Source organism: Streptomyces actinomycinicus, from assembly GCF_016741775.1.
Classification (GTDB): domain Bacteria; phylum Actinomycetota; class Actinomycetes; order Streptomycetales; family Streptomycetaceae; genus Streptomyces; species Streptomyces actinomycinicus.
This window is the reverse complement of the sequence record NZ_JAERRK010000005.1, coordinates 144540-171354: the sequence shown is the minus strand read 5'-3', so window position 1 is coordinate 171354 and position 26815 is coordinate 144540. Positions and strand designations below refer to the sequence as shown.

The 26815-nt window shown below is 72.8% G+C and carries 26 protein-coding genes; 13 read left to right on the top strand and 13 right to left on the bottom strand.

The features are described from left to right. Positions 1-153: 153 nt before the first annotated feature. The 3 genes from JK359_RS12500 to JK359_RS12490 all read left to right on the top strand — a co-directional run bounded on the left by JK359_RS12500 (position 154) and on the right by JK359_RS12490 (position 2682). Positions 154-663 (top strand): flavin reductase family protein, encoded by a 510-nt coding sequence (locus tag JK359_RS12500; RefSeq protein ID WP_201835010.1) that lies wholly within the window; start codon positions 154-156, stop codon positions 661-663. A gap of 216 nt (positions 664-879) precedes the next feature. Continuing rightward, positions 880-1665, top strand: a complete 786-nt coding sequence (locus JK359_RS12495; RefSeq protein ID WP_201835009.1) for an electron transfer flavoprotein subunit beta/FixA family protein — start codon at positions 880-882, stop codon at positions 1663-1665. Between the two features lie 54 nt (positions 1666-1719). After that, positions 1720-2682, top strand: coding sequence for an electron transfer flavoprotein subunit alpha/FixB family protein (locus tag JK359_RS12490; RefSeq protein ID WP_201835007.1), 963 nt, complete (start codon positions 1720-1722; stop codon positions 2680-2682). 58 nt (positions 2683-2740) lie between these two features. Here the strand turns inward: JK359_RS12490 and JK359_RS12485 are convergent, their stop codons facing one another. Next, positions 2741-3643, bottom strand: coding sequence for an endonuclease/exonuclease/phosphatase family protein (locus JK359_RS12485; RefSeq protein WP_201835005.1), 903 nt, complete (start codon positions 3641-3643; stop codon positions 2741-2743). A gap of 211 nt (positions 3644-3854) precedes the next feature. Here JK359_RS12485 and JK359_RS12480 point away from each other — a divergent pair, with 211 nt between their 5' ends. Further along, on the top strand, positions 3855-5153 hold the full coding sequence (locus tag JK359_RS12480) for a DUF6986 family protein (protein ID WP_201835003.1): 1299 nt from the start codon (positions 3855-3857) through the stop codon (positions 5151-5153). A gap of 45 nt (positions 5154-5198) precedes the next feature. Here the strand turns inward: JK359_RS12480 and JK359_RS12475 are convergent, their stop codons facing one another. Together JK359_RS12475 and JK359_RS12470 are read right to left on the bottom strand one after the other, a co-directional pair. Beyond that, positions 5199-5942, bottom strand: a complete 744-nt coding sequence (locus tag JK359_RS12475; protein WP_201835001.1) for a hypothetical protein — start codon at positions 5940-5942, stop codon at positions 5199-5201. A 2-nt stretch (positions 5943-5944) separates the two neighbouring features. Further along, positions 5945-6994: a LacI family DNA-binding transcriptional regulator gene (locus JK359_RS12470; protein WP_201835000.1), complete on the bottom strand. Its 1050-nt coding sequence runs from the start codon at positions 6992-6994 to the stop codon at positions 5945-5947. 211 nt (positions 6995-7205) lie between these two features. On the opposite strand from JK359_RS12470, the gene JK359_RS12465 reads away from it, so the two are divergent. After that, positions 7206-8159, top strand: a complete 954-nt coding sequence (locus JK359_RS12465) for an ROK family protein (RefSeq protein WP_201834998.1) — start codon at positions 7206-7208, stop codon at positions 8157-8159. Positions 8160-8363: 204 nt separating this feature from the next. Here JK359_RS12465 and JK359_RS12460 read toward each other — a convergent pair whose 3' ends face one another. Then, the gene (locus tag JK359_RS12460; protein WP_201834997.1) at positions 8364-10427 is read right to left on the bottom strand and encodes an NPCBM/NEW2 domain-containing protein; all 2064 of its coding nucleotides are present in this window, start codon (positions 10425-10427) and stop codon (positions 8364-8366) included. Positions 10428-10724: 297 nt separating this feature from the next. Then, complete coding sequence (locus JK359_RS12455) at positions 10725-11096, bottom strand: hypothetical protein (RefSeq protein WP_201834996.1); 372 nt, start codon at positions 11094-11096, stop codon at positions 10725-10727. Positions 11097-11293: 197 nt separating this feature from the next. Here JK359_RS12455 and JK359_RS12450 point away from each other — a divergent pair, with 197 nt between their 5' ends. Together JK359_RS12450 and JK359_RS12445 are read left to right on the top strand one after the other, a co-directional pair. After that, on the top strand, positions 11294-11518 hold the full coding sequence (locus JK359_RS12450; RefSeq protein ID WP_201834995.1) for a hypothetical protein: 225 nt from the start codon (positions 11294-11296) through the stop codon (positions 11516-11518). 153 nt (positions 11519-11671) lie between these two features. Further along, positions 11672-12715: an NUDIX hydrolase gene (locus JK359_RS12445; RefSeq protein WP_201834994.1), complete on the top strand. Its 1044-nt coding sequence runs from the start codon at positions 11672-11674 to the stop codon at positions 12713-12715. A gap of 120 nt (positions 12716-12835) precedes the next feature. Here JK359_RS12445 and JK359_RS12440 read toward each other — a convergent pair whose 3' ends face one another. Then, positions 12836-13540, bottom strand: coding sequence for an MBL fold metallo-hydrolase (locus JK359_RS12440; RefSeq protein WP_201834993.1), 705 nt, complete (start codon positions 13538-13540; stop codon positions 12836-12838). Positions 13541-13602: 62 nt separating this feature from the next. Next, positions 13603-14958 carry a dipeptidase gene (locus JK359_RS12435; RefSeq protein WP_201834992.1) on the bottom strand — a complete coding sequence of 452 codons (1356 nt, stop codon included), beginning with the start codon at positions 14956-14958 and terminating at the stop codon, positions 13603-13605. Between the two features lie 132 nt (positions 14959-15090). On the opposite strand from JK359_RS12435, the gene JK359_RS12430 reads away from it, so the two are divergent. Beyond that, entirely contained in the window at positions 15091-16332 is a 1242-nt protein-coding gene (locus tag JK359_RS12430) for a geranylgeranyl reductase family protein (RefSeq protein ID WP_201834991.1), read from the top strand. On the opposite strand, the gene JK359_RS12425 is transcribed toward JK359_RS12430, so the two are convergent. After that, a complete protein-coding gene (locus tag JK359_RS12425; protein WP_201834990.1) occupies positions 16322-16777 on the bottom strand; it encodes a nitroreductase family deazaflavin-dependent oxidoreductase in 456 nt (151 codons plus the stop codon). The two genes, JK359_RS12430 and JK359_RS12425, sit on opposite strands and share 11 nt — an antisense overlap. A gap of 147 nt (positions 16778-16924) precedes the next feature. Between JK359_RS12425 and JK359_RS12420 the strand changes: the two genes are divergently transcribed. Then, on the top strand, positions 16925-17617 hold the full coding sequence (locus JK359_RS12420; protein WP_201834989.1) for a TetR/AcrR family transcriptional regulator: 693 nt from the start codon (positions 16925-16927) through the stop codon (positions 17615-17617). A gap of 177 nt (positions 17618-17794) precedes the next feature. Here JK359_RS12420 and JK359_RS12415 read toward each other — a convergent pair whose 3' ends face one another. Continuing rightward, the gene (locus tag JK359_RS12415; RefSeq protein ID WP_201835447.1) at positions 17795-18832 is read right to left on the bottom strand and encodes a medium chain dehydrogenase/reductase family protein; all 1038 of its coding nucleotides are present in this window, start codon (positions 18830-18832) and stop codon (positions 17795-17797) included. 197 nt (positions 18833-19029) lie between these two features. Between JK359_RS12415 and JK359_RS12410 the strand changes: the two genes are divergently transcribed. From JK359_RS12410 to JK359_RS12400, 3 genes are all read left to right on the top strand, one after another. Continuing rightward, positions 19030-19680, top strand: a complete 651-nt coding sequence (locus tag JK359_RS12410) for a TetR/AcrR family transcriptional regulator (protein WP_201834988.1) — start codon at positions 19030-19032, stop codon at positions 19678-19680. 90 nt (positions 19681-19770) lie between these two features. Then, positions 19771-20991, top strand: coding sequence for a sensor histidine kinase (locus JK359_RS12405; protein WP_201834987.1), 1221 nt, complete (start codon positions 19771-19773; stop codon positions 20989-20991). Continuing rightward, positions 20988-21653 (top strand): response regulator transcription factor, encoded by a 666-nt coding sequence (locus tag JK359_RS12400; RefSeq protein WP_201834986.1) that lies wholly within the window; start codon positions 20988-20990, stop codon positions 21651-21653. Before JK359_RS12405 ends, JK359_RS12400 begins: the two co-directional genes overlap by 4 nt. A gap of 134 nt (positions 21654-21787) precedes the next feature. On the opposite strand, the gene JK359_RS12395 is transcribed toward JK359_RS12400, so the two are convergent. Beyond that, positions 21788-23293 (bottom strand): MFS transporter, encoded by a 1506-nt coding sequence (locus tag JK359_RS12395; protein WP_201834985.1) that lies wholly within the window; start codon positions 23291-23293, stop codon positions 21788-21790. A gap of 85 nt (positions 23294-23378) precedes the next feature. Between JK359_RS12395 and JK359_RS12390 the strand changes: the two genes are divergently transcribed. Beyond that, complete coding sequence (locus tag JK359_RS12390; RefSeq protein ID WP_201834984.1) at positions 23379-23777, top strand: MarR family winged helix-turn-helix transcriptional regulator; 399 nt, start codon at positions 23379-23381, stop codon at positions 23775-23777. A 7-nt stretch (positions 23778-23784) separates the two neighbouring features. Here the strand turns inward: JK359_RS12390 and JK359_RS12385 are convergent, their stop codons facing one another. The 3 genes from JK359_RS12385 to JK359_RS12375 form a co-directional block, all read right to left on the bottom strand. Continuing rightward, positions 23785-24525, bottom strand: coding sequence for a maleylpyruvate isomerase family mycothiol-dependent enzyme (locus JK359_RS12385; RefSeq protein WP_201834983.1), 741 nt, complete (start codon positions 24523-24525; stop codon positions 23785-23787). An 89-nt stretch (positions 24526-24614) separates the two neighbouring features. After that, on the bottom strand, positions 24615-25976 hold the full coding sequence (locus JK359_RS12380) for a C1 family peptidase (RefSeq protein WP_201834982.1): 1362 nt from the start codon (positions 25974-25976) through the stop codon (positions 24615-24617). A 73-nt stretch (positions 25977-26049) separates the two neighbouring features. After that, positions 26050-26679: an HAD domain-containing protein gene (locus tag JK359_RS12375; RefSeq protein WP_201834981.1), complete on the bottom strand. Its 630-nt coding sequence runs from the start codon at positions 26677-26679 to the stop codon at positions 26050-26052. Positions 26680-26815 lie beyond the last annotated feature (136 nt).

Here is a 26815-nt window from a genome sequence, read left to right as displayed (position 1 = left end):
GCGCGCCACCTATCGTCAGCCTGACCTTGTGCCGACCGAACTCCTTCTCCACGGGCGGGTCCATGTCGACCTGGCCCGCACCGCGAGCGCCCGCTGTCCCGGCTGCTGAGCAGCTCCGGAACCGCCCCTCATCCCGCGCAGAAGGACAACTTCATGACGGCCACGTCCCGCCTCGGCACCCCTCGGCTCGCCTCCCCCGATCTGCTCCGCTCCACCTTCCGCCGGCACGCCGCCGGTGTCGCGGTGATCACCGCACGCGGCGCCTCCGGCCCGGCCGGCTTCACCGCGACCTCCCTGACCTCCGTCTCCGCCGAGCCGCCCCTGGTCTCCTTCGGCATCGGCACGGGCGCCTCCAGCTGGCCCACGATGGCCGAGGCCGGCCACGTGGGCGTGCACCTGCTAGGTGAGCACCAGAGCGAGCTGGCCGCCACGTTCGCCCGCAGCGGCGCCGACCGCTTCGGTGCGCCCACCTCCTGGCGGGAGGGCCCGGAAGGCGTACCGGTGCTGGACGACGTGCTCGCCTGGCTGGTGTGCCGGGTCGTCGCGCGCGTCCCGGCGGGTGATCACCGGATCGTGCTCGCCGAGGTCGTCGCCGGTGACCCCGCGGGCGCCGGCCGCCCGCTCCTGTACCACCAGGGCCGCTTCACCGGCCTGCGGGATTGATCACGGCTCCCGCCCCTGCGGTGCCGTCGGATTCCGGTTACGCTGCGTTGCGAAGGTCACAGTTCAAAGCGCTTGCTTAGCGGGCAGGAACTGGGTGTACTGGCGAGTAATATTTCGGTCGGAGCGCGCCGACGCCCCGACCGGGATCGGCCGCTTGAGGCGCCTATGCTGCCTCCAAGAGGCAGCCCGAAATGACGATGCAGTAGGAGAGCCGGCGTGAGCTTGAGGATCGTTGTCACTGTGAAGTACGTGCCCGACGCCACTGGCGACCGGCACTTCGCCGATGACCTGACCGTCGACCGCGACGACGTGGACGGTCTGCTCTCCGAGCTGGACGAGTACGCGGTCGAGCAGGCGCTGCAGATCTCGGAGAACGCGGACGACGCCGAGGTCACCGTGCTGACCATCGGCCCCGAGGACGCCAAGGACGCGCTCCGCAAGGCCCTCTCGATGGGTGCCGACAAGGCCATCCACGTCGAGGACGACGACCTGCACGGCACCGACGCCATCGGCACCTCCCTGGTGCTGGCCAAGGCCATCGAGAAGGCCGGTTACGACCTGGTCATCTCCGGCATGGCCTCCACCGACGGCACCATGGGCGTCGTTCCCGCCCTGGTCGCCGAGCGCCTGGGCGTTCCGCAGGTCACCCTGCTCTCCGAGGTCTCGGTCGAGGACGGCACCGTCAAGGGCCGCCGCGACGGCGACGCGGCCTCGGAGCAGCTCGAGGCCTCGCTCCCGGCGGTCGTCTCCGTGACCGACCAGTCCGGCGAGGCCCGCTACCCGTCCTTCAAGGGCATCATGGCGGCCAAGAAGAAGCCGGTGGAGTCCTGGGACCTGTCCGACCTGGACATCGAGGCCGAAGAGGTCGGTCTGGACGGCGCGTTCACCAAGGTCGAGACCGCGACCGAGCGTCCGGCCCGTACGGCCGGCACCATCGTCAAGGACGAGGGCGAGGGCGGCAAGCAGCTCGCTGAGTTCCTCGCGGGCCAGAAGTTCATCTAAGGGCCCGCCACCCGCTGACCGCCCCTCAACTTCGTTACGCAGGAGAGCAATCCCATGGCTGAAGTCCTCGTCTACGTCGACCACGTGGACGGCGCCGTCCGCAAGCCCACCCTGGAGCTGCTGACCCTGGCCCGCCGCATCGGCGAGCCCGTCGCCGTCGCCCTCGGCAACGGCGCCGCCGACACCGCCGCCACGCTCGCCGAGCACGGCGCCGTGAAGGTCCTCACCCACGACGCGTCCGAGTACGCCGAGTACCTGGTCGTGCCGAAGGTGGACGCCCTGCAGGCCGCCCACGAGGCCGTCTCCCCGGCCGCCGTGCTGGTCCCGTCCTCCGCCGAGGGCAAGGAGATCGCCGCCCGTCTGGCGCTGCGCATCGGCTCCGGCATCATCACCGACGCCGTCGACCTCGAGGCCGGCGACGAGGGCCCGGTGGCCACCCAGTCGGTGTTCGCCGCGTCCTTCACCACCAAGTCCCGGGTCATCAAGGGCACCCCGGTCATCACGGTCAAGCCGAACTCGGCAGCCGTGGAGGCGGCCCCGGCCGCCGGTGCGGTCGAGGCCCTCGCCGTCACCTTCTCCGGCCAGGCCACCGGCACCAAGATCACCGGTCGTACGCCGCGTGAGTCGACGGGCCGCCCGGAGCTGACCGAGGCCGCGATCGTGGTCTCCGGTGGCCGCGGTGTGAACGGCGCCGAGAACTTCTCGATCATCGAGGCCCTCGCCGACCAGCTCGGTGCGGCCGTCGGTGCCTCGCGTGCCGCCGTGGACGCCGGCTGGTACCCGCACACCAACCAGGTCGGCCAGACCGGCAAGTCGGTCTCGCCGCAGCTGTACATCGCCAACGGCATCTCCGGCGCGATCCAGCACCGCGCCGGTATGCAGACCTCGAAGACCATCGTGGCCGTCAACAAGGACGCCGAGGCCCCGATCTTCGAGCTGGTCGACTTCGGTGTGGTCGGCGACCTGTTCGACGTCGTGCCGCAGCTGACCGACGAGATCAAGACCCGCAAGGGCTGAGTCCCGCCCAGGGCGCACCCGAGGCCCCGGTGACCGATGCGGTCACCGGGGCCTCGGCTCATCCCAGCGTCAGGGAAGCCTGCACGGGCAGGTGGTCGCTGGGGAACTGGCCGTCCGCCGAGAAGGTGTTGACCGAGGCCCGGTGCACCGTGACACCGGGGGTGGCGAGGATCCAGTCGATGCGGTCGCCGTCGGGCGTGAGCGGCTGGTAGCCGTGGAAGGTCGCGTAGAGCTTGCTGCGCTCCGCCGCGGTCTCCCACGTGTCGACCAGGCCGGCGCCCAGCATCGTGTCGTAGACCGGCTTCTTGTGGGCGGGGACGTTGAAGTCGCCGGTGACGAGGAGCGGGAGCGTGCGGTCGAGTCCCCAGACGCGCTGCGCGATCAGTGCGGCGGCATGCGCGCGTGCCTTCCGGCTGCGGTTGTCGAGGTGGGTGTTCAGGACGTAGAACTCCCCGCCGCCGTCCAGGTCCCGGAACCGGATCCAGGTCACCATCCGGACGCAGCTGCCGCCCCAGGTGTTGGACCCGATCACGTCCGGTGTGTCGGAGAGCCAGAAGTGGTCGTACTCCTGCGGGGCGAGCCGCCGGGTGTCGTAGAAGACCGCCGTGAACTCGCTGCGGCTGCCGCCCGCACGGCCGGTGCCGATCCAGTCGTAGGGGGCGCCGAGACCGGCCTCGATGTCGCGCAGCTGCTGGTAGAGGCCCTCCTGTGTGCCGATGACGTGGAGGCGTTCCTGGCGCAGCAGGGCGCACATCACGGGGCGGCGGGCGGCCCAGCTGTTGGGTTCGGCGGCGGAGGCGTAGCGGAGGTTGAACGACATGACCCGGAGCGGACCGCCGAAGTGCCCGCCCGCCGGGGCGGGGCCGGCGGACAGTGCTGTACTGGACAGGGGTACGGAGATCGTGGCGGCCAACGCGGTCTTCAGGCCCATGCGGCGCGTGACTCGGCTGAGGATCGGCACGGGTGCTCCTTCTGCGAGGGCTTCCGGCGAGTCGTTGCTGAGGCGCTGTGCGGTGGAACGGTGCGGTTCCCACGGTCCCAGGTGCACGTGAACGTGCCGAGATGGCGGGGTGGAGCGTACGGAATGCGGTGTTGACCAGCGGGAAGGTTGGCAGATAACTTCACTATACGGATTGTTGATTCCGTAGAGCGGAAAGCTTGGAGGGTGTGGGATGGGTCAGCAGGAGAAGGTGGCGACGAGCCTCGCGGGCGCCGTGAGCGAGGAGATCAGCGCCTCCCTCGTACCGGTCGACGCCGAGCTGGAGCGCCGCTACCCCGGGGACCCCGGCACCCGGCAGCCCGTCCACACCGTCTACGTCCCCGGCGACGCCTTCGGCGCCGACACCATCCGCAGCTGGGGCGACCAGGCCCTCGCCGCCCTCGACGCCCACGCCCCCGACGCCGCCTCCTTCGCGGCCGTCCTGGGCCTCTCGGAGGAGCTGGCCGAGCCGGTCCACTCGCGCGTCCGCGCCAAGCTGGAGCGCGAACCCGTCGAGGACCTGCGGGTCGACTTCGAGGACGGCTACGGCCCGCGCCCCGACGCCGAGGAGGACGCCACGGCGGCCCGCGCGGCCCGCCTGATCGCCGAGGCCTACGCGAACGGCACCGCCGCGCCCTACATGGGCATCCGCACGAAGTGCATGGAGGCCGCCGTACGCGACCGGGGCATCCGCACCCTCGACGTCTTCCTCACCGGTCTGATCGAGGCCGGCGGCCTGCCCGACGGCCTGGTGCTCACGCTGCCGAAGGTGACCTACCCCGAGCAGGTCAGCGCCTTCGTCCGGCTCCTGGAGGCCTTCGAGAAGGTGCACGGTCTGGACGCCGGCCGGCTCGGCTTCGAGATCCAGATCGAGACCAGCCAGTCCATCCTCGCCACCGACGGCACCGCGGCCGTCGCCCGCATGATCCAGGCCGCCGAGGGCCGCGCCACCGGGCTGCACTACGGCACCTTCGACTACAGCGCCTGCCTCGGCGTCTCCGCCGCCTACCAGGCCAGCGACCACCCGGCCGCCGACCATGCCAAGGCGGTCATGCAGGTCGCCGCGGCGGGCACCGGCGTCCGGGTCTCGGACGGCTCCACGAACGTCCTGCCGGTCGGCCCGACCGAGAAGGTCCACGACGCCTGGCGCCTGCACTACGGCCTCACCCGCCGCGCCCTGGCCCGCGCCTACTACCAGGGCTGGGACATGCACCCCGGCCACATCCCCACCCGCTACGCGGCCGTCTTCGCCTTCTACCGCGAGGGCTTCGAGCAGGCCGCGGGCCGGCTCGCCAGGTACGCCAACCGGGCCGGCGGCGACGTGATGGACGAGCCCGCCACCGCCAAGGCCCTCAGCGGTTACCTGCTGCGCGGCCTGGACTGCGGTGCCCTCGACATCGCCGAGGTGGCCCGGCTCAGCGGCCTGACCCGGGCCGACCTGGAGAGCTTCGCGACGCCCCGGCGCGGCGACCTGACAGCCTCGGCGAAGTAGCGGCGCCCCGCGGCCCGTCACCCCTGACGGCGGGCCACGCACGGGCTACGGCCGGCCGTCCGCGTACGGTTCGAGGCCCGAACCCGTCACCCAGTTCCGCTCGGCGAACAGCCGCGTGCCCCGGGCGCACAGCTCGGGGCACGCACGGGCCCGGGCACAGAACTCCTCCGGCGTGCCGCCGAACCACTCCCGCAACGAGGCGGAGCGCACCAGGAGTTCACTCAGCAGGGCATGCTGCCCGGGATGCCGGCGCGGCGCGCGGGCACCGTTGTGCAGCACCCCGTGCCGGTTGACGTACACGTACGCCCCCGGGAGCACGGAACCGTCGGGCAGTGCGATCAGGACGTCCGGCGCGGGCACCCACGCCCGGTGGAAGTTCCCGCGGGGCAGCGGCACGCCCTCGCTGGCGTCGATCACGTCCAGCTGCCGGGCGTCGAGCCAGATGACGAACAGCTCACGTAACGCGCGGGGGGACCTCACGGGCGAGGCGGAGACGTAGCCGAAGCGGCTCACGTGGGCCGAGACGCCCACGTCGATCCCGGTCACCCGGGCCCGCACCATCGGCAGCGGGGAGTCGATGCCGAACTCGGTCATCTTGTGCCGCAGCTGGCCGGGACAGGCGTTGGAGCCGATGGCGAGGACCGGCACCCGGTCGTCGTACACCAGCCGCTCCAGCGGGAGCATCCGGTCGCCGTGCAGCAGCCCGGAGTCGGCGGGCCAGGCACCGGGATACGTCAGCGGACGGTCGCGGGGCGCCACGGCGAGGCCCAGCTCCTCCAGCGTGGCCATGCTCAGTCCGCCGGTGGCAGCTCGCCCGATCCGCGGCTGATCAGCCGGGTCGGCAGCTCGATCCGCTCGGGCGCCACGAGCGTGCCGTCCAGCTGACGGAAGAGCCGCTCGGCGGCGGTACGGCCCAGGGCCGCCGCGTCCTGCGCCACCACCGTGACGCCCGGCTGCAGCAGATCGGCCAGCTCGATGTCGTCGAAGCCGACGAGCGCGACCCGGCGGGACTGCTCGGCGAGGACCCGGATCACCGTGACCGTGACCCGGTTGTTGCCGGTGAAGACGGCGGTGACGGGATCGGGCCCGGACAGCATCTCCTCGGCCGCCCGCCGCACCCGCTCGGGGTTCGTCGCACCGAGGGACATCCAGCGCTCCTCGACCGGTATCCCCGCGTCCTCCATGGCGGCCCGGTAGCCGCGCAGCCGTTCGGCGGCGGTGTGGATGCGGGGCATGTCGCCGATGAACCCGATCCGGCGGTGGCCGTGCGCGATGAGGTGGGCGACACCGCCGCGCGCGCCGCCGTAGTTGTCGGACAGGACCACGTCGGCGTCGATCCGGCCCGCCGGGCGGTCCACGAACACGGTCGCCACCCCGGCCCTGATCTCCGGCTCGAGATAGCGGTGGTCGTCCCCGGCCGGGATCACCACCAGACCGTCCACCCGGCGCGCGCACAGGGCCAGCGCCAGCTCCTGCTCGCGCTCCGGGTCCTCGGCGCTGGACCCGTTGATCAGCAGCGCCCCGTGGGCGCGGGCGACCTCCTCCACGGCACGGCTGAGCGGGCCGTAGAACGGGTCCGCGAGATCCTCCAGGACCAGCCCGATGCTGGCCGTACGGCCCTTGCGCAGCACCCGGGCGCTGTCGTTGCGGCGGAAGCCCAGCGCGTCGATGGCCTCCTGCACCCGGCGCTCGGTGTCGGGGGTGACTCCGGGCTCGCCGTTCACCACCCGCGACACCGTCTTCAGGCCCACACCGGCGCGCGCCGCCACGTCCTTCATCGTCGGGCGGTTGCCGTACCGGTTCCCGGGGAGGCGCTCTGTACGGCGGGTGGTCTCGGGCACGATGCGTCGGTCCTGTCTCTCGTCCGTATCTCTCCACGGGAGGTGGTGCGTGATCCGTGGGCTTGTATGAGGATGTGGCGTCGAGCATAGAGCCTGGACAACGTTGTCAGATGCGGGAGAGACTGTCCACCGCTGTCTCCGGCCTGCGCCCCCACCGCTTGACCGGCTGCCTTTCTTCGCTTTCAAGCTTCAACGGGGAGATCTGACTCTGATGCACACCGACCTCGTGGCGGCCCTGGACATCGGCGGTACCAAGATCGCCGGCGCGCTGGTGGACGGCGACGGACGGATACATGCCCGGACCCAGCGGGCCACGCCCGCACGGCAGGACGGCGAAACGGTCATGCGGGCGGTGGCGGAGGTGCTCGGCGACCTCGCCGGCTCGCCGCTGTGGGGACGCGCCGGCTCCGTCGGCATCGGCAGCGCCGGCCCGGTGGACGCCTCGGCGGGCACCGTCAGTCCGGTGAACGTGCCGGGCTGGCGTGACTTCCCGCTGGTCGAGCGGGTGCGCGCGGCCACCGGCGGGCTGCCGGTGGAGCTGATCGGCGACGGCGTCGCGATCACGGCGGCCGAGCACTGGCAGGGTGCCGCCCGCGGCCACGACAACGCGCTGTGCATGGTCGTTTCGACCGGGGTGGGCGGCGGCCTCGTCCTGGGCGGGCGGCTGCACCCGGGGCCGACCGGCAACGCCGGGCACATCGGCCACATCAGCGTCGACCTGGACGGCGACCCGTGCCCGTGCGGCTCGCGCGGCTGCGTGGAGCGCATCGCCAGCGGCCCCAACATCGCCCGCCGCGCGCTGGAGCAGGGCTGGCGGCCCGGGCCCGACGGCGACACCTCGGCGGCCGCGGTGGCCGCGGCCGCCCGCGCGGGCGACCCGGTGGCGGTGGCCTCCTTCGAACGGGCGGCGCGGGCACTGGCCGCCGGCATCGCCGCCACCGCGACGCTGGTCGAGATCGACATCGCCGTGATCGGCGGGGGTGTGGGCAAGGCCGGCGACATCCTCCTCACGCCGCTGCGCAAGGCCCTCTCCGACTACGCGACCCTCTCCTTCGTGCAGCGGCTCACCGTCGTGCCCGCGCAGACCGGCACCGACGCGGGGCTGGTCGGCGCCGCCGCGGCCGCGCTGGCCCGCAGGCCGGACACGACCGCGGCGAGCCTGTAGCCGCCGGCGGCCCGGCGGCGACGGCAGGTGGGCGCCCGGCGACTCGGCCGGACGCCGGCATCGCGGGCGCCGTCGGCCGTGCGGGGCGCCGGGTGCGGCGGGGCTCGGACGGGCATCGGCGGACGGGCGTCGGCCTTGTCGCCGTCAGCGACATCGGGTGCGGGCCCTGGGAGCGTCGGCGGCCGGGTGCCGGCCCTGCGGGCGTCAGCAGGTCAGGCGGGCGTCCGCCCAGTCCGCGTGGTCCGAGTCGACGCCGTCCCCGCCGTCGGTGACGACGAGCCGGACCACCTGGGCGCCGGTGACGTCGGCGGTGACCCGCTGGGCGGGCATCGCATGGGAGAGGACGCCGGTGGCGGCGGCCTCGGTGCCGTCCGCCCAGATCTCGAAGGCGACGGTGCCCTTCGTGTTCTTCTCGTCGTCCACGCCCACGTCGGCGGTGACCTTCTCGCAGGTTTTCCCGGTGTAGAAGGAGACCTCGCTGAGCGCGTGCACACCGAGCCCCTTGCCGTACACCGTCCCGCCGATGGTGATCGGACGCCCGTCGCCCGCGGCGCTCTCCCCGTTGCTGGTGTCGCGTTCCACCGGCCCCCAGCCGCTGGTCGCCGAGAGCCACGGCAGGTCGCCGAGGTACGACGTTCCGGCGGGCGGTGCCACGACGACGGACGCGGTGAGCGGGAGCGTGCTGGTCACGCGCTGACCGGCGGGCGAGCGGTAACTCGTCCGCAGGGTGAGGCCGTAGGGGCCGGCCGGGGTTCCGGCCGGAGCCGTCACGCGCCAGCCGGTGCGCAGGGACCTGCCGGTGGTGAGAGCGGTGGCCGAGGTCGCCGTGGTGGGCCTGAAAGTCCAGCCGTCGGGGCCGGTCAGGGACACCGAGACGCGGCGCGCGGGGGTGCGGCCGAGGTCGGTGACGACGCTGGTCAGCGTGGCCGGGGTGGCCGCCTCGAGCAGCGGGCTGCCGTCCAGGCCTAGGTCGACGGCGGGCGGCTGGGCGGCCCAGTCCGGATCCGCCGCGACCCGCAGCAGGACGGTGCCGTGGGCGGGGACGGTCGCGGCGATGGTGCCGGCGGTGTTGAAGCCGCGGTGCTGCCACAGGTCGCGCAGGGTGTAGGCGTCGGCGTCGGGCAGGCCGAGGGCGTTCGCGCTGGTAGTGATCCGCTGGGCGGTGCCGGATTCGTTGAAGAGGGCGACCGCGCGGCTCCCGTCCTTCATCTCCTTGGCGACGACCCAGCGTCCGCCCGCGGAGCTGACGACCGTGCCCTGTTTGCCGAGCGGGTCCTGGTCGACGGCGACGACCTCCTTGTTGCCCAGGATGTCGAAGGTCGCCGGGGTGGCCTTGCGCAGGTCGGTGCCGATGAGCAGCGGCGCCGCCATGACCGACCAGAGGGAGAAGTGCGAGCGGTACTCGGTGTCCGTCATGCCGCCGTTGCCGACCTCCAGCATGTCGGGGTCGTTCCAGTGGCCGGGGCCGGCGTACGGCGCGAGGGGGAGGTTCTGCTTCAGGATGGACAGCATGGAACTCCAGCTGTCGCTGATGTCCCCGGTGGTACGCCACAGGTGGCCGACGCCCGAGGCCCACTCCCAGGGCTTGTTCTCGCCCCATTCGCAGATGCTGTAGATCATGGGGCGTCCGGTCGCCTCGAGCGCGTCGCGCATGGTCCGGTAGCGCTGCCGGGCGTCCACGCCCATGTTGTTGCAGTTGTCGTACTTCAGGTAGTCCACGCCCCAGTCGGCGAACTGCCGCGCGTCGCTGTATTCGTGCCCCAGCGCCCCCGGGAAGCCTGCGCTGTTGCAGGTCTTGATGCCGGCGCTGGTGTAGATGCCGAGCTTGAGCCCCTTGGCGTGGACGTAGTCCGCGACCGCCTTGATCCCGCCCGGGAAGCGCACGGGGTCGGGCACCAGCTTGCCGTCGGTGTCGCGGTGCGGCAGGGCCCAGCAGTCGTCGAGGTTGACGTACCGGTAGCCCGCGTCCTTCAGGCCCTTCTCGACGAAGAGGTCCGCGATGCCCTTGACCATGGCCTCGTCGAACTCGGCACGGCAGTGCGTGGAGTTCCAGTTGTTGAAGCCCATGGGCGGGGTCGCGGCCAGACCTTCGGCCGGCCCCGGGGCCGCCTCGGCCGCGGCGGGCGCGTCGAGGACGGCGGGCGCGGCCGGAGCGGGTGCGGCGAGGGCGGGTGCGGCGAGGCCGGCCGCGCACAGCAGCCCCGCGGCGAACGCGCCGGCCACTCTCCGGCGGGTGGTGCTGGTGGTGCGGGTGTGAGGTCGACGCATCGTTGACGTTCCTCCGACTCGCGTAAGGCGGGATGACGGCATGCGACGGCCCGGCCGACGCCGAGCGACATGTACGCGTCATCGGTGCGCGCTTACGGTAGGACGTGTCGGAGTCTGTTGGAAGAGGTGCGCCTTGCCCGGTCACTACCCGTCAGAAACCTTGACACTACGGCGATTGGGCCCCGGCAGCGTGAGGCTGCGTTCGGAAGTGTTGGTTTCGGACGCCTTGGGCGGGCCGTGGCGCCGGAGTCCCGGGGCGCCTTGCGCGGGCCGTGGCGCCGGAGCCCCGCTTATCGCTCAGGCGCCCTCAGGCGCCGGCCGGAACTCGTGCACGACCTCGATGCGGCCGACGATGTGCGTGTTGAACTCGGGCAGTTCCTCCGCCGGGACCCACAGTTCCAGGATCGTCCTGCCGCCGGCCTGCTGTACCGGGTAGCGGGCGAGGAACTCGGTGTCGACCTCGAAGCGGGTCACGAAACCGGCGCCGTCGTGCCGGACGTTCCAGTCCCGGGCGATGCGGATCGCGTAGTCCTCGTTGAGTACGGGATAGAAGATCGGCTGCTCCGGGAGCCGCGGCGGCCAGGCACGCCATCCCAGGTCCCGTACCAGCTCGAGCTCCTTCGGGCCCGTCGGGCGCCAGAGCGTGGTGGTGGAGCGGGGGCGGGTCATGGCTGCGCCTTTCTGGGCGGTCACGGCGGTCGGGGTCCTGGGACGATAACCGTGCCGTGATCGTCCCCGCCAGGAGATTTCCCCGCCGGCGTGCGGACCGGCACGTGGCGGAGGCGGGGTGTAGCGGGTGCCCCGGGGCGCGGGCGGAACTGCGGTGCGCCGCGTGACCCCCGGGCCGTTCCGCAGTTGATCAGCGTATGAAGAAGCGCAGCATGCTCGCCATCGCCTCCCTCGCCACCGGATTCGTCGTGGCCGCCGTCACCCCGTCCCACGCGGCGGACGACGGCCTGCTCCCCACCCCGTCCCACGCGGCCGAAGACGGTCTGCTCGGTGACCTGCACGTCGCGGACGCCCTCGACGGGGCAGGCCGCCTCGTCAGCCAGGACAGCCTGGGCATCGACGACGACGCCGGGCAGGAGTAGACCCGCAGTCGTACGGCGTGCGTGCCGGTGCCCCCCACCGCAGGGGGCACCGGCACCCCTGTGTGTACGGACAGGCGCCCTCAACGGGACGGGGTTTCCGTGGCAGGGTGGAGCGGGCAAGCCTCAGGGGGCCAAACAGAAGAGGGGGAGTCCGTGACCGTCGTCTGGATCAACGGCGCGTTCGGTGCGGGGAAGACCACCGCCGCACGGGAACTGATCGAGCTGATCCCGAACAGCACGCTCTTCGACCCCGAGATCATCGGCGGGGGGCTCACGCACCTGCTGCCGCCCAAGCGCCTCGACGAGGTCGGCGACTTCCAGGACCTGCCGATCTGGCGCCGGCTGGTCGTCGACACCGCCGCCGCGGTGCTCGCCGAGCTGGGCGGCACTCTCGTGGTGCCCATGACCCTGCTCCGCCAGGAGTACCGCGACGAGATCTTCGGCGGCCTCGCAGCCCGCAGGATAGCGGTGCACCATCTGCTCCTCGCCCCGGCCGAAACGATCCTGCGCGAGCGGATAGCCGGGCGGGAGATCCCGCCCGAGCTGCCCGACGGCGAACTGCGGACACACCAGTGGGCCTACGACCACATCGAGCCCTACCGCGCCGCCCTCTCCACCTGGCTGACCGCCGACGCCCACCTCGTCGACACCAGCGCCCTCACCCCGTACGAGACCGCCGCCCGCATCGCCGAAGCCGTCGGCAGCGGCGCCGTACCCGCCTGCGACATCGTGCAGACCCCGGAGCCGACCGCCGAGACCCTCGCCGCCGGGGTTCTCCTCTTCGACGAGCAGGACCGGGTGCTGCTCGTCGACCCCACGTACAAGCCCGGCTGGGAGTTCCCCGGGGGCGTGGTGGAGCGGGGCGAGGCGCCGGCCCGCGCCGGGATGCGAGAGGTCGCCGAGGAGACGGGGATACGGCTGCGGGACGTACCCCGGCTGCTCGTGGTGGACTGGGAGCGGCCCGCCCCGCCCGGTTACGGCGGGCTGCGGCTGCTGTTCGACGGCGGCCGGCTGGAGTCCGGCGAGGCCTCCCGGGTGCTGCTGCCCGGCCCGGAGCTGCGTGCCTGGCGGTTCGCCACCGAGCAGGAGGCCGCCGCGATGCTGCCGCCCGTCCGCTACGAGCGGCTGCGCTGGGCGCTGCGGGCGCGCGAGCGGGGTGCCGCGCTGTACCTGGAGGCCGGAGTGCCCGTCGGCTGAGCGGTCACCGCGGTGCGCGGGTGACCGGTGGCGGTGGTCCCTCCTGCGGTGCGGGCGCCGGCGTCCGGGGCCTCGTCGCGTGGGACTCCGGGCGCCGGCGGCAGCGCGTGCCTCGCCGGCTCAGACCGCGGCCGCCAGCCCGTGCAGCGCGGTGGCGGCGCGCCCCACCACCGGCGCGCCGTGCCCGAAGCAGGCCACCTCCGCGTCGAGGTCCGCCAACCGGCCGAGCGAGCGGAGGAGTTGCTCCCGGTCCAGGTTGAACACCCCCGGTATCACCGACCCGTCCACCGGGGACGCCGCGACCGTGTCCCCGGTGAACACCACGCGCTCCTCGGGCAGGAACAGCGCGATGCTGCCGTCCGTGTGCCCGGGGACGTGGATCACCCGTGTGCCACCGCCGAAGTCCAGCACATCGCCGTCCGACAGGCCGGTGACGGCGGCCGGGGGCACCGGCGTGCCCTCGGGCAGGTGCTTGACCGCTTCCGCGTGGACGGGCAGCTCCCACTCCTCGAACCGCGGCGGCGGGCCGGGGAGTTCGCCGCGTACGAAGGGCGCGTCCAGCCGGTGGGCCAGCACCTCCGCCCCGGTCAGCGCGGCCAGCTCGCCCGCGCCGCCCACGTGGTCCTCGTGGAAGTGCGTCAGGACGATCCGCCGCAGGTCACCCGGCGCGTGCCCGAGCCGGGTGAGCGCGTCGGCGATGGTCCGGCCGGAGCCGACCGTGCCGGCGTCGATCAGTGTCAACGCCTCGTCGTCGCGCCAGAGATAGGCCTGGCCGACCGGGAAGCGCAAGAGGTGGAGGCGGGGGAGCAGTTCGATGACGTCCATGCCGCGACCGTAGGGAGGACCCCCGCCCGGGGGCGAGGGTCCTCTGCCGTGGGCAGAAGGGTTCAGCCCGCCGCGTAGTTGCGCAGGAACAGCGCCTCGGCGACCGACAGCCGCTCCAGCTCCTCGGGGGACACGCTCTCGTTGACCGCGTGGATCTGCGCCTCCGGCTCGCTGAGCCCGATGAGGAGGATCTCCGCCTGCGGGTACAGACCGGCGAGGGTGTTGCACAGCGGGATGGAGCCGCCCTGGCCGGCGTACTGCATCGTCTCGCCCGGGTAGGCGACCGCCATCGCGTCGGCCATCGCCTGGTAGGCGGGGCTGGAGGTGTCGGCGCGGAACGGCTGGCCCTGGCCGATCTGCTCGGTGGTGACCCGGGCGCCCCACGGCGTGTGGGCCTCGATGTGCGCCTGCAGCAGCTTGGTGGCCTCCGCCGCGTTCATGCCCGGCGACACCCGCAGGCTGATCAGGGCGCGGGCGCTCGACTGCACGGAGGGGGTGGCTCCGACGACCGGCGGGCAGTCGATGCCGATGACGGTGACGGCCGGGCGGGCCCAGATGCGGTCGGCGACCGACCCCTCACCGATCAGTCCCACGCCGTCCAGCACCTTGGCGTCCGTACGGAACTGCTGCTCCGTGTACTCCAGACCGTCCCACCGCGCCGTGGAGTCCAGTCCGTCGACCGTGGTCGAGCCGTCCTCGGCGCGCAGCGAGTCCAGGACCCGGATCAGCGCGGCCAGCGCGTCCGGGGCGGCGCCGCCGAACTGTCCCGAGTGCAGGTTGCCGGCCAGCGTGTCGACCTGCACCCGCACCAGGGTCATGCCGCGCAGGGTGGTCGTCACGGTCGGCAGGCCCACGCGGAAGTTGCCCGCGTCGCCGATGACGATCGTGTCGGCCGCCAGCAGCTCGGGGTGCTGCTCGGCGTACCGCTCCAGACCACCGGTGCCCTGCTCCTCCGAGCCTTCCACGATCACCTTGACGTGCACCGGCACACCGCCGTTCGCCTTGAGGGCGCGCAGCGCGAGCAGGTGCATGAGGAATCCGCCCTTGCAGTCGGCGGTCCCGCGGCCGTACCAGCGGCCGTCGCGCTCGGTCAGCTCGAACGGCGGGGTGGTCCAGCCGGCCTCGTCCAGCGGAGGCTGGACGTCGTAGTGCGCATAGAGAAGAACCGTTTTGGCACCCTCGGGGCCCGGCAGCCGGCCGTAGACGGACTGCGTGCCGTCCGGGGTGTCCAGCAGCGCGACGTCGACGAAGCCCTCCGCGCTCAGCGCGTCGGCGATCCAGCGCGCGGCACCCTCGCTCTCGCTCCTCGGGAACTGCGCGAAGTCCGCCACCGACTTGAAGGCGACCAGCTCGGCCAGCTCCGCCTTGGCCCGGGGCAGCAGCGAAGCCACGGTCTCGGCGACCGGATTCGACGACATGGGCACGCTCCTCGTGGGTGCGACGTTGTACGGGGTGAGTACACCGATCCTCCCACAGCAGCCTGCGCGGACGGCCGCCGTAGGATGCGGGGGGACACTTCGGCAGCGGTTTGATCGGAGCAGCAGACCATCGTGAGCAGCGAGAACTCTTCGGCGGACGACGTGCAGCAGGTGTGGGACGTCGTCGTGGTGGGCGCGGGACCCGCGGGGGCTTCGGCCGCCTACGCGGCGGCGGTCGCGGGGCGGCGCGTGCTGTTGCTGGAGAAGGCCGGGTTGCCCCGCTACAAGACGTGCGGCGGCGGCATCATCGGTCCGTCGCGCGATGCCCTGCCACCCGGCTTCGAGCTGCCGTTCCGGGACCGGGTGCACGCGATCACGTTCTCGAACAACGGCCGCTTCACCCGTACCCGCCGCTCCAAGCAGATGCTGTTCGGGCTGATCAACCGGCCCGAGTTCGACCAGCAGCTGGTCGAGCACGCGCAGAAGGCGGGTGTCGAGGTGCGGACGGGCGTGACGGTGCAGCGCGTCGAGCAGCACGGCTCCGCGGTGCCGGACCGCCGGACGGTCGCCGTGGTGCTCCAGGGCGGCGAGACGGTGCTGGCCCGTGCGGTCGTCGGTGCCGACGGCAGCGCCAGCCGCATAGGAGCCCACGTCGGAGTGAAGCTCGACCAGGTCGACCTCGGCCTGGAGGCGGAGATCCCGGTGCCGGAGACGGTCGCCGAGGACTGGAAGGGCCGGGTCCTGATCGACTGGGGTCCGATGCCGGGCAGTTACGGCTGGGTGTTCCCCAAGGGCGACACGCTGACCGTCGGCGTGATCTCCGCGCGCGGCGAAGGCTCCGCCACCAAGCGGTACTTGGAGGACTTCATCGCCCGGCTCGGGCTGGCCGGATTCGAGCCGGCCGTCTCCACCGGGCACCTCACCCGCTGCCGTGCCGACGACTCGCCGCTCTCCCGGGGCCGGGTGCTGGTCTGCGGGGACGCCGCGGGCCTGCTGGAGCCGTGGACCCGTGAGGGAATCTCCTTCGCGCTGCGCTCCGGCCGGCTGGCGGGGGAGTGGGCGGTGCGCATCGCCGAGGCGAACGACGCCGTGGACACCCGCCGTCAGGCCCTGAACTACGCCTTCGCGATCAAGGCGGGGCTCGGCGTCGAGATGAGCGTCGGCAAGCGGATGCTGGCCCTGTTCGAGAAGCGTCCCGGCCTCTTCCACGCGGCCCTCACCGGTTTCCGTCCGGCCTGGCGGGCGTTCCGGGAGATCACCCAGGGGTCCACGTCGCTGGGTGAGCTCGTCCGCTCGCACCCACTCGCCCAGCGCGCCCTGACCGCGCTGGACCGCGGGCCGGCCGCTCCCGCGGAGGAGCCCGTCAGCTCGTGACGGTGATGCGGAAGACCGGGTGGTCGCCGGCGCAGGCGATGATCTCCTCGTCCGAGGACTTGGCGGTCACGCCGTCGAAGTACTGGGCGACCTCCCAGCCCCACCTCTCCAGGTAGGTCCGCAGGACGGGGAGCTTCTCGGCGTCGGGGAGTTCCACCGCCGTGAAGGTGCGCACCGTGCGGCCGACGCGCAGTTCGCCGCCGCCGGCCGCGCGCATGTTCCGCACCCACTGCGAGTGACCCCGCGCCGAGACCAGGTACTGGCCGCCCTGGCAGGTGTGCGGGTTGACCGGGATGCGCTGCACCTTGCCGCTCTTGCGGCCGCGCACGGACATCTCGGCGGTGCCCGCGAGGCTGAGTCCGTGCCGGGCGAGCCAGCCGATGACCGCGTTCATCCGGACGGTCAGCGGGCTGCCCTTGAGGTAGTACGGCGAAGACGACGACATGGTGACCCCCACTGTTCGGGAGAGCGGTGCTCTCGCTCGACTCCACTATGCGGGAGACTGGCGCTCTCGCACAAGAGCAGTGCTCTCTTTTCGGGGCGCCGCTTCTGTTTGTGTGCACTGCTCTGGCGTCGTGGCACACTGGCTGGCATGAGCACCGCACAGGGCGCCCGCGCGCGGGCCAGAATCGAAGTGACGGCCGCCATCAAGGACGCAGCGCGCAGACAGCTCGCGGCGGAGGGCGCCGCCAAGCTCTCCCTGCGGGCCGTCGCCCGCGAGCTGGGGATGGTCTCCTCGGCGCTCTACCGCTACTTCCCGAGCCGCGACGACCTGCTGACCGCGCTGATCATCGACGCCTACGACTCCCTCGGCGAGGCGGCCGAGACGGCCCACGCGAAGGCGGCGGCCACGGACCATGTGCGGCGCTGGACGACCGTGTGCGAGGCGGTGCGCGCGTGGGCCCTCGCTCATCCGCACGAGTACAGCCTGATCTACGGATCGCCGGTGCCCGGCTACGCCGCCCCCGAGACCACCGTGCCGGCCGCCGCGCGCGTCGGACTGCTCCTCATCGGCATCGTCCGGGACGCCGCCCGGGACCCCGGCCTCGCCGGCCTGCCGCTGCCCGCCGAGCTGCGCCCCGAGGGCGAGCGCATGGTCCGGGACCTCGCCCCCGACCTGCCTCCCGGGGCGGCCGTGGCGCTGGTTGCGGCCTGGGCCCAGCTGTTCGGGCTGGTCGGGTTCGAGCTGTTCGGGCAGTTCCACCGGGTCGTGGAGGACCGGGAGGCGTTCTTCCGGCACGCGGCCGCCCGGCTCGCCCGGGACGTGGGGCTGGTCCACCGCTGACGGCCGTCCGCCCGGCTCGCCCAGGACCGGGGCTGGTCCACGCCCTGACGGCCGTCCGCCCGGCTCGCCCAGGACCCGGTGCTGGTCCACCCCCTGACGGTCGACCGCCTGCTCGCCCAGGGCCTGGGGCCGGTCCGCCCCTGCCGGCCGGACGCCGGGTCCGGCTGCCGGCCGCACCTACGCTTCCGGGACCAGGACGACCTTGCCGGTCACCGTGCCGGACTCGGCGAGCCGCATCGCCTCCGCGACCTCGGTGAGCGGCAGCCGGGCCGCGATCCGCGCGGTCAGCTCGCCGCGCTCCAGGGCCTGGAACACCTGGGTGAGGTCGGCGCGCAGCCGGTCCCGGAAACGGTCCCTGTTCAGGGCGCGCCCCGCCCAGACGTTGAAGAAGTACGAGTGACGGCCGTTGGGCAGCGCGTTCCACCACCACACCCGGCCGAGGATCTTCAGGACGGGCCACTGCTTCGAGCCCGAGTCGTCCCGGGTGGTGGCACTGCCGTAGGAGACGAGGGTCCCGCCGGGGGCGAGCAGCCGCCAGGAGTCGACGACACTGCGCCCGCCCAGATGGTCGAAGACGGCGTCCACCCCGCCCGGAGCGAGTTCACGGACCCGGGCCGGGACGTCCTCGGTGCGGTAGTCGACCGGGACGGCGCCCAGCTCGCGCAGCGCCTCGTGATGACGCGCGGACGCCGTGCCGATCACCTGCAGGCCCGCGGCACGGGCGAGCTGGACCAGGACCGTCCCGACGCCCCCGTTGGCGCCGTGGACCAGGACCGTGCCGCCGTCGCGCACCCGCGCCTTGCGGTGCAGCATCTGCCACGCGGTGATCCCGTTGACCACCAGCGTCTCGGCCTCGGCCGGACCGATCGCGGCCGGCACCTCCACCACGCCGGCCGCGTCGAGCACCACATGGCTGGCCCAGCCGCCGACCTTGACCAGCGCCGCGACCCGCGTGCCGACGAGCCCCGGTGCGACGCCGGCGCCGGCCGTGAGCACCGTGCCGACCAGGTCGTAGCCCGGTACGAACGGGAACGGCGGCTGGTCGTAGTAGCGGCCGCGGCGCATCTGCTGCTCGGCGAAGGACACCCCGGTCGCCTCCACCCGGACCACGATCTGCCCGGCTCCCGGCCGCGGGACGGGCCGGTGCCGCAGCTGCAGCTCCTCCGGCTCGACCGTGCCCGGCAGGACGACCTCGACGAGTTCCTTGCTGTCCATCACGACGACCTCCAGGTGGGAGAGAGCGGTGGGCGACTCCGGCTTGCGGCGAAACACCTAGAGCGCCTCGCTTGAGTTAGAAGCTATAACTAAAATGACTGTCCCTATCGACAGTGTCAAGCCTTCATCTCGCATGTCTGTTATGGCCTCTCTCGGCAGTGATAGGTTGAAACCCGACCATGAGGAGCGTGAACGCGATGACGGCAGACGCGGCCGGTCCCCGGGAGCGCTACCGCGCTCAGGTACGCGCGGAGATCAAGGCCAAGGCCTGGGAACAGATCGCCACCGCGGGCGCGTCCGGGCTGTCCCTCAACGCCATCGCCAGACAACTGGGCATGAGCGGCCCTGCGCTGTACCGGTACTTCTCCGGCCGGGACGACCTGATCACCGAGCTGGTCCGGGACGGCTACCGCAGCCTCGCGGACACCTTCCGCGCCGCGGCCGACGCGGGCGCGGACCTGCCCGGTCTGGCCCGGGCGCTGCGCGGCTGGGCGCTGGAGGACCCCCAGCGCTACTTCCTCGTCTACGGCACACCGGTTCCCGGATACCGGGCGCCGGACGACATCACGGCGATCGCCCGGGAGATCATGGCCGTCCTGCTGGACGTCTGTGCGGCCGAGCGACCGCGCGGCGCGTCACCCGACGCCTTCGAGACCCACCTCGCGGACCACCGTGCCTGGGCGGGCGATCACCCCGCCCCGCCGTCCGTGCTGCGCCGTGCCCTGGCGTTCTGGACCCGACTGCACGGCGTGCTCTCGCTGGAACTCGCCGGCCACTTCACCGGCATGGGCTTCGACGCGGAGTTGCTGTTCACCGCCGAGGCGGCGGGACCGGCGGACGGCCGCTGAGCGGACGGGCTGCCGTACTCCCCGGGGAGTACGGCCGAGCACCTCGCCCGGCCGACGTCCCGGCGGCCCACGGCGGCTAGCGTGACGGGCATGACGCAGCAGCACGGACGCGGTCCCTCGCACCTGTGGCGGTACGGGCCGCCGTGGTGGCCGCGCGCCGACGACGCGGAGCCGGCCGCCGCTCGCCTGCCCTGGCGCTCCACCGCGCTGCTCACCGCGGTCGTCCTGGTCGGCACCAACTTCGCCGCGCACGGCGAAACGCACCGCGTCGAGCTGAACGCCTACGCCCGCGTGCTCCTGCTCGTCGCCTCGCTCCTGCTGCTGTGGCGGCACCGCCACCCGGCGGCCGTGGCCTTCGGCACCGCCGCGGCGACCCTCGTCTACCTGGCCGCGGGCTTCCCCTACGGGCCGGTCTTCCTGACCGTCGCCGTCAGCTGCTTCAGCGCGGTCACGGCCGGGCACCGGCGGGCCGCCTGGGCGGCCGTCGGCCTGCTGTGGGCCGGGCACGCCCTGATCGCCCTCTGGCTGTTCCGCCGGCTCCCGCCCAAAGGCGACGAGAGCGGGAGCCTCACCCAGCAGATCGTCGCCGCCACCTGGGTGCTGGCCGTCGTCGCCCTGTCCGAACTGGCGAGGGTGCGGCGCGAGCAGTGGGCACGGGAACGCGCGGACCGCGCCCAGGCGGCGCAGCGGCGCGCGGACGAGGAACGACTGCGCATCGCCCGCGAGCTGCACGACGTCCTCGCGCACAGCATCTCCGTCATCAACGTCCAGGCCGGCATGGGGCTCGCCCTGCTCGACGGCGACCCCGAGAAGGCCCGGGCCGCGCTCACCACCATCAAGACCGCGAGCAAGGAGGCGCTCGGTGAGGTGCGCCAGGTCCTCGACACGCTGCGCGCGTCCGGTGCCGCGCCGCGTGCCCCCGCCCCCGGCCTCGACCGGCTGCCGGAACTGGTGGAGCAGGCGGCCGCGGCGGGGCTGACCGTGGAGCTGGACGGCGTGCCGCCGCAGCTGCCGCCCGGCGCCGGCCTGGCCGCCTTCCGCATCGTGCAGGAGGCCCTGACCAACGTCGTACGGCACTCCGGGTCGCGGCACGCGCGCGTGCACCTCGCGTACGACGACGGCGCCCTGCGGCTGCGGATCGACGACGACGGACCGGCGACCGGCGCGGACGCCGGCGGCAGTGGGAACGGGCTGGCCGGCATGCGGGAGCGGGCCGCCGCGCTGGGTGGCACCATCGAGGCGGGCCAGCGCCCCGACGGCGGCTTCCGGGTGCTCGCCGTCCTGCCGTCGCACCTCAGGGAGGACCGTTGATCCGGGTACTGCTCGCCGACGACCAGTCGCTGGTGCGCGCGGGATTCCGGGCGCTGCTCGACGCACAGCCGGACATCGAGGTGGCCGGTGAGGCGGCCGACGGCGAGGAGGCGCTGCGCCGGGTACGCGAACTGCGGCCGGACGTCGTCCTCATGGACATCCGCATGCCCGCCCTGGACGGCCTGGCCGCGACCAGGGGCATCACCTCCGACGCGGACCTGGGGGACGTGAAGGTGGTCATGCTCACCACCTTCGAACTCGACGAGTACGTCTTCGAGGCGATCCGCGCCGGCGCCTCCGGCTTCCTCGTGAAGGACACCGAGCCGGACGAACTCGTGCGCGCGGTACGGGCGGTGTGCGAGGGGGACGCGCTGCTGTCCCCGGGGGTCACCCGCCGTCTGATCGCCGAGTTCGCCGCGCGCTCCAAGGCGCCCGCGGCGGCCGGCGCCCTCGCCCGGCTCACCGAGCGGGAACGGGAGGTGATGGCGCTGGTCGGCATCGGCCTGTCCAACGACGAGATCGCCCGCCGGCTGGTGGTCAGCCCGCTCACGGCCAAGACCCACGTGAGCCGGACCATGGTCAAGCTGGGCGCCCGGGACCGCGCCCAACTGGTGGTCCTCGCCTACGAGTCGGGGCTGGTACGACCGGGCTGGCTGGGTTAGGCCTCCGCCGCGACTGCCTTCGCGTCCTGCCGGCCGGGCTGTCGCGGCCCCGAGGTCGTACGTCCCGTCGACTCCACGGACGTGCGCCCGGCGGAGCAAACGGCTCCGCCGGGCGCACCGGGAGGCGTTCCCCGTCAGTCGCGGACAGGTACACGGTCCGCGTCCGCCTCCTTCACCGTGGCCGGGGCGACCTCGTTCACCGTGGACCGGGCGACCACGACGGACCGTTGCGTGCGGGTCCGGCGCAGTCCGGTGAGCGACATCAGCAGGCCGGCCACCGCGATGAACGTGACCACGACCAGACCGGGCCGGTAGCTGTCGAGAACGGCCTGCGGGGTGGCCTTCTGGGGGCTGTGGGCGGTCACCACGGCCGTCACGACGGCCAGGAAGATCGCGCCGCCGACCTGCACCGAGGTGTTGAGCAGACCGGAGACCATGCCCTGCTCGTGCTCGTCCACCCCGTTCGTGGCCTGGACGTTGAGGGACGGGAAGGTCAGCGCGAAGCCCGCCCCGACCAGCAGCATGGTCGGCAGGATCACTGCCGCGTAGACCGGGTGGAGGTCGATGCGCAGGAACAGCGCGTATCCGGCCGTCATGAGGACGAAGCCCAGCACGATCAGGCGGGTTGTGCCGAACCGGTCGATGACGGCCCCGACCTTGGTCGCGGACAGCGCCACCAGCGCACCGGCCGGCAGGAACGCCAGCGCGGTGTGCAGGGCGGACCAGCCGAGCACCTGCTGCATGTAGAGCGTGACCAGGAACTGGAAGCCCATGTAGCTGCCGACGAACGTCAACGCGCCGAGCTGGGCCCGGACCTGGGATCCGGAGCGCAGTACCCCGAGCCGGACCAGCGGGCTGGGGCTGCGCAGCTCGGCCAGCACGAACAGCACCAGCAGGACGGCGACGGCGAGGAAGGACAGGACCGTACGGGCCGAGGCCCAGCCCGCCTCGGGTGCCTGCACCACGGTGAAGACCAGCAGCAGCATCGAGGCCGTGCCGAGCACGGCACCCGGGATGTCGTAGCCGCCCCGGCCCCGTTCGCGCCCGGTGCGCGGCAGCAGGCGCATGCCGGCGAGCAGGGCCAGCAGGGCGACGGGCGCGGGCAGCAGCATCGTGAACCGCCAGCCGGCCTCGGTGAGCAGGCCGGAGAAGACAAGGCCGATGGAGTAGCCGGTGGCGCCGCACGTGGTATAGATCGACAGGGCCCGGTTGCGCAGCGGGCCCTCGGGGAACGTCGTGGTGATGATGGACAGGCCCGCCGGTGCCGTGAAGGCCGCGCTCAGGCCCTTGACGAAGCGGCTGGCGATCAGCAGCGGGCCCGAGTCCACGAGTCCGCCGAGCAGCGAAGCCAGGGCGAAGACGCCGAGCGCCACCAGGAACACCTGACGCCGGCCGAGCAGGTCGGCGGTCCGGCCGCCGAGCAGCAGCAGGCCGCCGTAGCCCAGGATGTAGCCGCTGACGACCCATTGCAGGGCCGACGTGGACAGATGGAGGTCGGAGCCGATGGACGGCAGGGCGACGCCGACCATGGACACGTCCAGCGCGTCCAGGAACATCGCGGCGCAGAGCACGAGCAGGGTGCCCCACAGCCGGGGGGTCCACCGTCCCTGGGACGCGGGGGTGGTGAGCGGAGAGGTCATGGCGACGACACTACATGCGCATGCATTGAATGCAAGCGCATTTAATGCCGATGCAATAGATTGCTTTCTCTGCTACGGTGCGCTCATGGCGGCGAAGAAGGCCGAACAGGCGCTCGTGGAACAGTGGCGGGACATCCTGGCCCTGCACGCCCGCACCCAGTGCGAACTGGACCGGGAGCTGCACGCGCACGGCCTGTGTGCCAGCGACTTCGAGGTCCTGGACCTGCTGGCCGGGGGCGCCCCCGCGGACGGCAGCTGTGCCTACCGGGTGCAGGAGATCTCCGACCGCGTCCATCTCAGTCAGAGTGCACTGTCCCGGCTCATCGGCCGCCTGGAGAAGGACGGCCTGGTCGAGCGGGCCATGTGTCCCGACGACCGGCGCGGGGTGCGCGTGACCCTCACGGCGAAGGGACGCGCGCTGCACGGCGCGGTACGGCCGGTGCAGCGCGCGGTGCTGGCGCGGATGCTCGAAGACGCCGGCTGACCGGGCGTCAGATCGCGGCCAGGTCCCGCCACAGGTCGGCGAGCGACGAGTCGCCGGTCACCCGCGGCACCGCCGTCCGGTTCCACAGGGCCAGGTACAACCGGTCGGCGGGGCCGGACAGTTCCGCCTCCGCCTCCCCTTCCTCGGCGCGCACGGTCAGCGGCGGTTCCGTGCTGATCCGTACGGTCCACACCGCGTCCGGACCGGCGTCCTGCGCGCGTACCCGCAACACCCGCGGCTCCTCGCTGCGCACCCGGCTCCGGGAGCGGGCGTGGAAGCCGCGCAGCAACTCGTCGATGCCGTCCGCCGCGAAGTCCGGCGCGACCGGGGACGGCGTACCGCCTCGGGCCGCCTCGGCGTCGTAGCGGTGCACGGTCGTCTCGTGCGCCTGCCGCCGGGTCCAGAACGCCAGTGGCGAGGGGCTGGGCGCGGGATGGAAGGTCCAGCACTCCAGGTCCACGGGCGCGGCGGCCAGCGTGTCCAGCAGCAGACGGTGGCTGTCCCGGTACCAGGCCACCAGCTCGGCACCGTCCAGCTCCGGCGGGTCGTCCATGGGCCGGGGCGCGGTGTGGCCGCCGGCGACGAGGGCGCCGGCCCACCGGTGCACCGCCCCGGTGTGCCGCAGCAGGTCGCGCACCTGCCACTCGGGACAGGTCGGCACCTTGGCGTCGGTCCCGGCCGCGGCGGCAGCCGCTGCCAGCAGCCGGCCTTCGCGGTCCAGGATCTCGAGGAATTCGGCAGTCTCCATGAGGGTGAGTGTGCCCGACGGGGCGCGCTCCGCGGGAGTGACCGGAGCGGCCGGCCGACGCGCTCGGCGAGCCGCGGTCCTCGGTGCCCTCAGTCCGCGAGGGCGCCCATCGGATCCCAGGCGGGCAGGACGATCGGCGGCTCGTCGAGCGCGGCGGACAGCTCCGGGGGCAGCGCGGAGCGCCGGACCGCGATCTCGAAGACGTGCTCGCCGAACCACGAGTCGTTCATGGTCCAGAAACCCTTGTCGGCCTTCTCCTCGCCCCAGCTGTTCTCCACCCGCCAGCGGCGTGGGCTGCCGTCCACCACGTCGACGCCGGTGAACAGCATCGCATGGGTCATCTGCGTGTCGTGGTGCAGCAGCCGGGCGGCCTTGTCCATGGTGAAGGGGGCGTCGTACACAGCGGCGTAGTCGAAGAGTTCGGCGTCCCAGACGCCGGCGTCCGCCCGCATCATCTTGGACACGTCACAGCCGAACCACACCGGTTCGCCCCCGACCACCGTCTCCATGGCCAGCCGCTTCAGCAGGTCGGCCGGCGCGTTGAGGTAGACCACCGGCGGGGCGTCCACCACGTTGCCCAGGTACTCGACGGTGAAGGTGCGGCCCACCGGGCTGGACTCCCGCGGGTCGTGCACCAGACAGACGTACTCGTCCAGGGGCAGCTGCACGTACGAGGCGGCGAACTCTGCCGGGGTGAGCCAGCCGTCGCGGTGGAACTGCTTGTCCTTGTCCTCCCACTGCCACAGGAACCGCCGCGGAGGCGTGCCCAGATGGATGCTGAGCACCCGGTGGACGGCGGCCAGCACCTCCCGCTTGCGCTCCCGCTGCGCCGCGACTCCCTCGCCGGCCTGCGCCCGCACATCACGTGCGCCCTGACGGAGCAGCGTCTTCAGGGCCCTGTTCATCGCCCGGGTCGAGGAGGAGCTGTCGGTCTCGGGCATGGCCGACTTGGGCACCAGGCCGTGCTTGACGACCAGCGCCACGAACATGTTCCACTGTCCGCCGTCGCCGATCGGGTCCGCCAGCAGGCACGCCACCGTGCGGTCGTCCACGTCCCGGTCCGAGGTCTCGATGACCGCCTCGAGGAAATGGTTCGCGCGCTCGAACTTGTCCCACCAGAGCAGGTAGTTCTGGGAGAACTCGAAGTCCTTGACGCCGAGTTTCCGCGCGGCGCCGACCCGCAGGAGGTTGAGTCCCGCGAACATCCAGCAGCGTCCGCTCTGCTTCTGGTTGGTGACCTTCCAGTCGTCCAGGTGGTGGGAGACCGAGTGGTCGATGCCGGTGAGGATCCGCCGGTCCAGGGCGACGTCGTCCACGGGTGTCTGGGTGACCGCGTTCTGCATCAGCCGGTTCGCCGGCCGGGCGGCGAAGTCCTTCTCGAAGGACTCGAGCTGATCCGGAGTCAGACTACGGTCCATGGCCTCGTGGGAGTCGTCGTGTCCGTAGGTCACAGCGGTCTGCCTCCAGTGCCCAGGGTCCTCGGGACGAACGCGCCCTCACCGTCGCACGGCCGTTCGGCCGGAGTCAACGGAGCAACTGCGGTGAGCTGCCCGGAAGGTGCTGCGGAACGGTGGCGCGCAGCCAGTCGCCGATCGCGGTGAAGTCGTCTTCCCCGAGGCCTTCGTCCGGGTCCACGCGGTGCAGCAGGAACGGTTCCCGGCGCTGTGCGGACACCCAGAGGCGGTCCATGGCGGTGATCTCGTCGTCGACCCAGACGAACGGGCGGCGGCCGGCCCACTCCACGAGGTGCCGCGTCTTCCAGTGCAGGCCGCGCGGCCCCTCGTCCGCACTGGTCCCCGGCCATCTGACCAGGGGCAGACCCGGCAGTCCGATCCTTGGCGCGACGACCTCGTTCGCCAGGTCCAGCCATGTGGTGGCCCACACCAGCTCGCACCCCAGAGCCGCGAGGCGCGGTCCGACGGCCGGGTCGAGCCGCCCCAGCAGCGGGTTCCCCGGGCCGGGCGATTCCCCCGCGGCGACGGCGGAAGCCGCCCGTGCGCGGCCGTGCGCCGGCCCGAAGGGGATGAGGGGCCCGTCGACGTCGAGGAAAAGGACGGGAGGAGCGACGCGTCGGCCGGGGGCGAAGCGGAAGGGGCGCCCCGGAGGGCCGGACGGGCCGGTCAGCCCCGTCACGGAGACGGGAGAGCTGGTCATGCCGCCACGATAGTGCGCCGCGGCGACCCCGGTGCCTGCGCTCCGCTCCCGACGTGCGGCGATCAGGAACGGGCGGCGCGTGCTCACGGCCCGGCCGGCGCCGGCGGGCCCGGCCCGGCAGTGCACTCCGGGCCGG